This window comes from Burkholderia paludis, from assembly GCF_000732615.1.
Taxonomy (GTDB): domain Bacteria; phylum Pseudomonadota; class Gammaproteobacteria; order Burkholderiales; family Burkholderiaceae; genus Burkholderia; species Burkholderia paludis.
Window position 1 is genome coordinate 42,137 of record NZ_JPGL01000075.1, and the last position, 7,090, is coordinate 49,226.

The window sequence follows — 7,090 nt, forward strand, 5'->3', positions numbered from 1 at the left end:
TATCGACGTCTCACGACAATCCGCGCGCCGCGCGCGCCCGTTCGCCCGTCCGGCGGCGCAACGGCGCCGCGCCGGCGCGCGTCGCCACCAAGGAATCGACGATGGATCTCGGCATCGCAGGAAAGACCGCGCTCGTGTGCGCGGCAAGCAAGGGGCTCGGTCGCGGCTGCGCGGAAGCGCTGGCCGCCGAGGGCGTGAACCTCGTGATCGTCGCGCGCACGCGCGACACGCTGGAGGAAACCGCGGAGGAGATCCGCGCCGGCGCGAACGTGTCCGTCACGGCGGTCGCCTGCGACATTACGACGCCGCACGGGCGTGCGGCCGCGCTCGCCGCGTGCCCGCAGCCGGACATTCTCGTGACGAATGCCGGCGGCCCGCCGCCCGGCGATTTCCGCGACTTCTCGCACGACGACTGGATCCGCGCGCTCGAGTCGAACATGCTGACGCCGATCGAACTGATCCGCGCGACCCTCGACGGGATGATCGCGCGCGGCTTCGGCCGGGTCGTCAACATCACCAGCTCGGCCGTGAAGGCGCCGATCGACGTGCTCGCGCTGTCGAACGGCGCGCGCTCGGGGCTGACCGGTTTCGTCGCGGGGCTGTCGCGCAAGGTTGCCGGGCAGGGCGTGACGATCAACAACCTGCTGCCGGGGCTGTTCGACACCGACCGGATCGCGACGACGCTCACCGCGTCGGCGAAGGCGCAGGGCGTCACGGTCGACGAGATGCGCGCGCGGCGCACCCGGGAGATCCCGGCCGGCCGCCTCGGCACGCGCGCGGAATTCGGCGCGGCATGTGCGTTCCTGTGCAGCGTGCATGCCGGCTACATCACCGGGCAGAACTGGCTGCTCGACGGCGGCGCGTATCCGGGCACGTTCTGACGCGCACCGCCATTCACGACCACCACCGACAACGAAGGATCCGGAGATGAGCAAACCCCGCATCGCCTTGATTGCGCACGACGCGAAGAAGAACGAGATCGTCGCGCTCGCGGGCGAATACCGCGCGACGCTCGCGCAATGCCGCCTGGTCGCGACCGGCACGACGGGCGGCCGCATTGCGGCCGCGCACGGGCTCGAGGTCGAGCGCAAGCTGTCGGGGCCGCTCGGCGGCGATTTGCAGATCGGCGCGGAACTGGCCGACGGCCGCGTCGACATCGTCGTGTTCCTGCGCGATCCGATGACCGCGCAACCGCACGATCCGGACATCACCGCGCTCGTGCGCGCGTGCGACGTGCACGACGTGCCGGTTGCGACCAACGTCGCAACCGCGCGGATGCTGCTCGACGATCTGGCGCGCAACATGCAGGACGTCTGCTAGCCGGGCGGCCGGAACGGCGGCGTCAGGTCGAGGGCGACCTTGGGCGCTGACGCTGCCGTGACGAAGGGGCGCGAACGGGGGCCGCGAACGACGGCAGATCGGGTGCGGATCGTCACCGTAGCGGCCAGAACCACACCTCGGATGCCTCCCAATAGCCATCCGAACCGCAGACGGCCCGTGCGCCGTCATCCTGTTGCCCGGATAGTGGCTGAGTAGCAGGAAAAAGGCGGCTTCAACCCGGATCTCCGCCGATCAGCGACACGGATACTTGTGCCGAAGGATGCCGACGACGAGGCTCGTCGCGCTGGCCTTCAGCGCTTCTCGCGGCAGCTTGCGGAGCGTGTCGAGTACGTCCAAACCGACTTCTCCCGGCTTGATGCGCGCGTTGCCGCACCAGTCCTTGCCGGCTGTGGCGTCGGCCACGCCAGCCAGATACCCGGTCGCGGCGTGGCGCTCGGCGTCGGCGTATGGCGTGATATCGGTGCGGCTCATGCCGTCGAGCAGCCGGACGCCGTCGACGCGCGGCACCGTGGTCGCGCTTGCGACCGCGGCACTCGCCGACAACGACACGAAAACAAACATGTGCCGGAGGGAAAGGACGCCCACGGGGTGACGCTCGCAAATTCGACGGAAGCGCAAACCTGGCATGGCTCCCGTCTCGGAAATCGGTAAGGTGGCGGCGTGTTTCGGCGAACCGATCCCGGCCGGAGTCGCCGACGTCGGCGCCCGGTGTGAAGAAGTTGCGCGGGGGTTGCGTGGCGTGCGGGGATGCTCGCCGCTGATTCGCGGGACCGTCAGGCTCCGCTGTCCCCGACCGGGCGGGGTGCCGTCCGGTGCGCAGCGCATGATTGGAACGTGGCGAAGTGTTGCTGGCGCGGTTTGCGCGGGCAATGCCGGGCTGACGGGCATCGAGCGGGCCGCAGGCCCGGTCGGCGTCGCGATACCCCTGCGTCGGCAAAGGGTTTGCGGCGGCGCGCTGCGCGACGCCGCGCGTTGCGCGAGAATCGTGCGTCGCGATGCGCGCCCGCCGCCCGGTTCCCGCAAGAATCGGCCGGCCCGCCCATCGGCGATCCGGATTTTTCCTGACCGATTGACAGACGAGGAGCGAAACGATGCCGAAAGCAATCCGATACGACCAGCCGGGCGGCCCGGACGTGATGAAGTGGGTCGATGTCGAGGTCGGCGAGCCGGGCGCGGGCGAAGTCCGCATCCGGCAGCATGCGGTCGGGCTCAACTACATCGACGTGTATTTTCGTACGGGCCTCTATCCGCAGCCGCTGCCCGGCGGCCTCGGGATGGAGGCGGCGGGCGAGGTGACGGCCGTCGGCGAAGGCGTGACCGCGTTCAAGGCGGGCGACCGCGTCGCGTACGTCGGGCAGCCGCCGGGCGCCTACGCGCAGGAGCGCGTGATGCCGGCCGCGAAGCTCGTGAAGTTGCCGGACGGCATCGGCTACGACGACGCGGCGTCGGTGATGCTGCAGGGCCTGACCGCCCACTACCTGCTGCGCCGTACCTACCCGGTGAAGGCCGGCGACACGATCCTGATCCACGCGGCGGCCGGCGGCGTCGGCCTGCTCGTGTGCCAGTGGGCGAAGGCGCTCGGCGCGACCGTGATCGGCACGGTCGGCTCCGACGCGAAGGCCGAACTTGCGAAGGCGCACGGTTGCGACCACCCGATCGTCTATACGCGCGAGAACTTCACGCAGCGCGTGAAGGACATCACGAACGGCGCGGGCGTGCCGGTCGTCTACGATTCGATCGGCAAGGACACCTATGTCGGCTCGCTCGACAGCCTCGCGCCGCTCGGCTACTTCGTCAGCTTCGGCAACGCGTCGGGCCCGCTGCCGCCGATCGACTCGAAGGAATTCTCGTCGCGCGGCTCGCTGTTCTTCACGCGTCCGACGCTGTTCTCGTACATCGCGAAGCGCGCGGATCTCGAATCCGCGGCCGCCGAGCTGTTCGACGCGATCCTGTCGGGCAAGGTGAAGACCAGCATCAACCAGCGCTACCCGCTCGCGGAAGTCGGCCGCGCGCATGCCGATCTCGAGTCGCGCAACACCACCGGCTCGACGATCCTCGTTCCCTGACCCGTCCCCGCCGTGCCGGCACCCCGCCGGCACGCGTCCCCGCGGGCGGCGCCGAGGCGCCGTCCGTCCCGCCTCCCGGTTGCGCCCGTCTGCGCGTTTACGCGTTTTTTACACCGGCCCCGATACCTTTGACCCGTCCTTTACGTGCGTTCCCATAAGGTTCTAGTCGTCTGATTTCGATGACGGAGAACACAAAATGGATGGGGTTTTCATCGGCGCACTGGTGCTTTTCACCGCGCTGATCCTCGGTTTGGTTGCCGGTTGCGAGAAGCTCGTGCAATACGGTCGCGGGGGGCGAGCATGACCTGGATGCTTTGGCTGGCGGGCGCATCGACGGCCCTGCTGTTCGCGTATCTCGTGTTTGCGCTGCTGCGCGCGGAGGACATCGAATGAACGCGAACAATCTCTTGCAGACGGCGCTCTTCATCGTCGTGCTGCTGGCGGCGGCCGTGCCGGTCGCGCGCTACCTGTCGGCGGTGATGGACGGCAGCTCGCGCGTCGTGCGCGTGTTCGGGCCGCTCGAGCGCGCGCTGTACCGCATCGCCGGCGTCGACGCCGGCAGCGAGATGAACTGGAAGCAGTATGCGATCGCGACGATCGCGTTCAATGCGCTTGGCGCGCTGTTCCTCTACGGCCTGCTGCGCCTGCAGGGCTTCCTGCCCGGCAATCCGCAGCAGTTCGGCGCGATGACGGTCGACGGTGCGTTCAACACCGCCGTGAGCTTCGTCACCAATACGAACTGGCAGGACTACACGCCGGAGCAGACCGTCAGCTACCTGACGCAGATGCTCGGCCTGACCGTGCAGAACTTCCTGTCGGCGGCAACCGGCATCGTCGTCGTGATCGCGCTGATCCGCGGTTTCGCGCGCCACACGGCAGCCACCATCGGCAACTTCTGGGTCGACCTCACGCGGGTGACGATGTACGTGCTCGTGCCGATGTCGGTGCTGATCGCCGGGCTGCTGATGAGCCAGGGCGTGATCCAGAACATGAAGGCCTACGAGGACGTGCCGGTGCTGCAGGCGAGCACGTACGCGGCGCCGAAGCTCGACGCGCAGGGCAACCCGGTGAAGGACGACAAGGGTAATCCGGTCACGGTGTCGACGCCGTTGACGAAGCAGACGCTCGCAATGGGCCCGGTCGCGTCGCAGGAAGCGATCAAGATGCTCGGCACCAACGGCGGCGGCTTCTTCAATGCGAACTCCGCACACCCGTACGAGAACCCGACGCCGTTCGCGAACTTCATCCAGATCTTCGCGATCCTGATCATCCCGGCCGCGCTGTGCCTGGTGTTCGGCCGCGTGATCGGCGATCGCCGGCAGGGTATCGCGGTGCTGGCGGCGATGACGGTCGCGTTCGTGATCGCGATCGGCGTCGAGGTGAACGCCGAGCAGGGCGGCAACCCGACGCTCGCCGCGCTGCACGTCGACCAGTCGGCGAGCGCGCTGCAGCCGGGCGGCAACATGGAAGGCAAGGAAACGCGCTTCGGCATCGCGCAGACCGGCATCTTCACGGTCGCGACCACGGCCGCGTCGTGCGGGGCGGTCGACACGATGCACGATTCGCTGACGCCGCTCGGCGGCCTCGTGCCGATGCTGCTGATGCAGCTGGGCGAGGTGATTTTCGGCGGGGTCGGTTCGGGCCTGTACGGGATGCTCGTGTTCGCGCTGCTCGCGGTGTTCGTCGCCGGCCTGATGATCGGGCGCACGCCGGAATACGTCGGCAAGAAGATCGAATCGTACGAGATGAAGATGGTGTCGATCGTCGTGCTGCTCACGCCGCTGCTCGTGCTGGTCGGTACGTCGATCGCCGTGCTCGCCGATGCGGGCAAGGCCGGCATCGCGAACCCGGGCCCGCACGGCTTCTCGGAAATCCTGTACGCGTTCAGCTCGGCCGCCAACAACAACGGCAGCGCGTTCGCGGGCCTGACCGTCGGTACGCCGTTCTACAACTGGATGACCGCGATCGCGATGTGGTTCGGCCGCTTCGGCACGATCGTGCCGGTGCTGGCGATCGCCGGCTCGCTGGCCGCGAAGAAGCGCATCGCGGTGACGAGCGGCACGCTGCCGACGCATGGCCCGCTGTTCGTCGTGCTGCTGCTCGGCACCGTGCTGCTGGTGGGCGCGCTGACCTACGTGCCGGCGCTTGCGCTCGGCCCGGGCGTCGAGCACCTGATGATGTGGCTGGGCGCGTGATGCGCGTCCGCACGGCGACACATTGAAAAGACTGAAGAGATTGAAGAGATCGCAATGACTCAACATTCCGCAACACGGTCCATGTTCGACCCGGCGCTGCTGCGCCCGGCGATCGTGGATTCGTTCAAGAAACTCACGCCGCGCACGCAGTTCCGCAACCCGGTGATGTTCTGCGTGTACGTCGGCAGCATCCTGACGACGATCCTGTGGATCGCGGCGCTTTCCGGCCAGGCCGAGGCGCCGTCGGGCTTCATCCTCGCGATCGCGCTGTGGCTGTGGTTCACGGTGCTGTTCGCGAACTTCGCCGAAGCGCTCGCGGAAGGGCGCTCGAAGGCGCAGGCCGCATCGCTGCGCAGCGCGAAGAAGGACGTGACGGCGAAGAAGCTCAACGAGCCCCATCCGAAGTCGCCGATCCGCATCACGAACGCGACCGAGCTCCGCAAGGGCGACGTCGTGCTCGTCGAGGCCGGCGACGTGATCCCGGCCGACGGCGAGGTGGTCGACGGCGTCGCGTCCGTCGACGAGTCGGCGATCACCGGCGAATCCGCGCCGGTGATCCGCGAATCGGGCGGCGATTTCTCGTCGGTGACGGGCGGCACGCGCGTGCTGTCCGACTGGATCGTCGTCAAGGTCACCGCGAACCCCGGCGAGGCGTTCCTCGACCGGATGATCGCGATGGTCGAAGGCGCGAAGCGCAAGAAGACCCCGAACGAGATCGCGCTGACGATCCTGCTGGTGGCGCTGACGATCGTGATGCTGCTCGCGACCGCGACGCTGCTGCCGTTCTCGATGTTCTCGGTCGAAGCGATGAAGGCCGGCCACGTGGTGACGATCACCGCACTGGTCGCGCTGCTCGTGTGCCTGATCCCGACGACGATCGGCGGCCTGCTGTCCGCGATCGGCGTGGCCGGCATGAGCCGGATGATGCAGGCGAACGTGATCGCGACGTCGGGGCGCGCGGTGGAAGCGGCCGGCGACGTCGACGTGCTGCTGCTCGACAAGACCGGCACGATCACGCTCGGCAACCGCCAGGCATCGATGTTCGTGCCGGCGCCGGGCGTGGCCGAGGAAGCGCTGGCCGATGCTGCGCAGCTGTCGTCGCTCGCCGACGAAACGCCGGAAGGCCGCAGCATCGTCGTGCTCGCGAAGGAGCGCTTCAACATTCGCCAGCGCGACATGGCGCAGCTGCATGCGACGTTCATCGGCTTTTCCGCGCAGACGCGGATGAGCGGCGTCGATCTGCCCGGCCGCGAGATCCGCAAGGGAGCGGCCGACGCGATCCGCGGCTACGTCGAGGCGCACGGCAGCCGTTTCCCCGAGGAAGTGCGCCGCGCGGTCGACGAGGTCGCGCGCCGCGGCAGCACGCCGCTCGTCGTGGCCGACCTGCATGACGGCGCGGCGCGCGTGCTCGGCGTGATCGAGCTGAAGGACATCGTGAAGGGCGGCATCAAGGAGCGCTTCGCGGAACTGCGCAAGATGGGCATCAAG

Annotated in this window: 7 protein-coding genes; 6 read left to right on the plus strand and 1 reads right to left on the minus strand. The window is 68.4% G+C overall.

Features of this window, described 5'->3' with window-relative positions; genetic code table 11:
* Positions 1 to 101 precede the first annotated feature (101 nt).
* Both GQ56_RS0133750 and GQ56_RS0133755 read left to right on the plus strand, forming a co-directional pair.
* Positions 102 to 881, plus strand: coding sequence for an SDR family oxidoreductase (locus GQ56_RS0133750; RefSeq protein ID WP_031402861.1), 780 nt, complete (start codon positions 102 to 104; stop codon positions 879 to 881).
* Positions 882 to 927: 46 nt separating this feature from the next.
* Positions 928 to 1,320, plus strand: a complete 393-nt coding sequence (locus tag GQ56_RS0133755; protein ID WP_031402862.1) for a methylglyoxal synthase — start codon at positions 928 to 930, stop codon at positions 1,318 to 1,320.
* Positions 1,321 to 1,572: 252 nt separating this feature from the next.
* Here the strand turns inward: GQ56_RS0133755 and GQ56_RS0133760 are convergent, their stop codons facing one another.
* Positions 1,573 to 1,968, minus strand: coding sequence for a Rap1a/Tai family immunity protein (locus GQ56_RS0133760; protein ID WP_152601940.1), 396 nt, complete (start codon positions 1,966 to 1,968; stop codon positions 1,573 to 1,575).
* A gap of 464 nt (positions 1,969 to 2,432) precedes the next feature.
* Here GQ56_RS0133760 and GQ56_RS0133765 point away from each other — a divergent pair, with 464 nt between their 5' ends.
* The 4 genes from GQ56_RS0133765 to kdpB form a co-directional block, all read left to right on the plus strand.
* Positions 2,433 to 3,407, plus strand: a complete 975-nt coding sequence (locus GQ56_RS0133765) for a quinone oxidoreductase family protein (protein ID WP_031402864.1) — start codon at positions 2,433 to 2,435, stop codon at positions 3,405 to 3,407.
* Between the two features lie 300 nt (positions 3,408 to 3,707).
* Positions 3,708 to 3,800, plus strand: a complete 93-nt coding sequence (gene kdpF, locus GQ56_RS0133775) for a K(+)-transporting ATPase subunit F (protein ID WP_006752209.1) — start codon at positions 3,708 to 3,710, stop codon at positions 3,798 to 3,800.
* Positions 3,797 to 5,602 carry a potassium-transporting ATPase subunit KdpA gene (gene kdpA, locus GQ56_RS0133780; protein ID WP_031402866.1) on the plus strand — a complete coding sequence of 602 codons (1,806 nt, stop codon included), beginning with the start codon at positions 3,797 to 3,799 and terminating at the stop codon, positions 5,600 to 5,602. The genes kdpF and kdpA overlap by 4 nt, the downstream gene beginning before the upstream one ends.
* A 54-nt stretch (positions 5,603 to 5,656) precedes the next feature.
* On the plus strand, positions 5,657 to 7,090 hold a 1,434-nt coding region (gene kdpB, locus GQ56_RS0133785; RefSeq protein WP_043301722.1), incomplete at its 3' end, for a potassium-transporting ATPase subunit KdpB.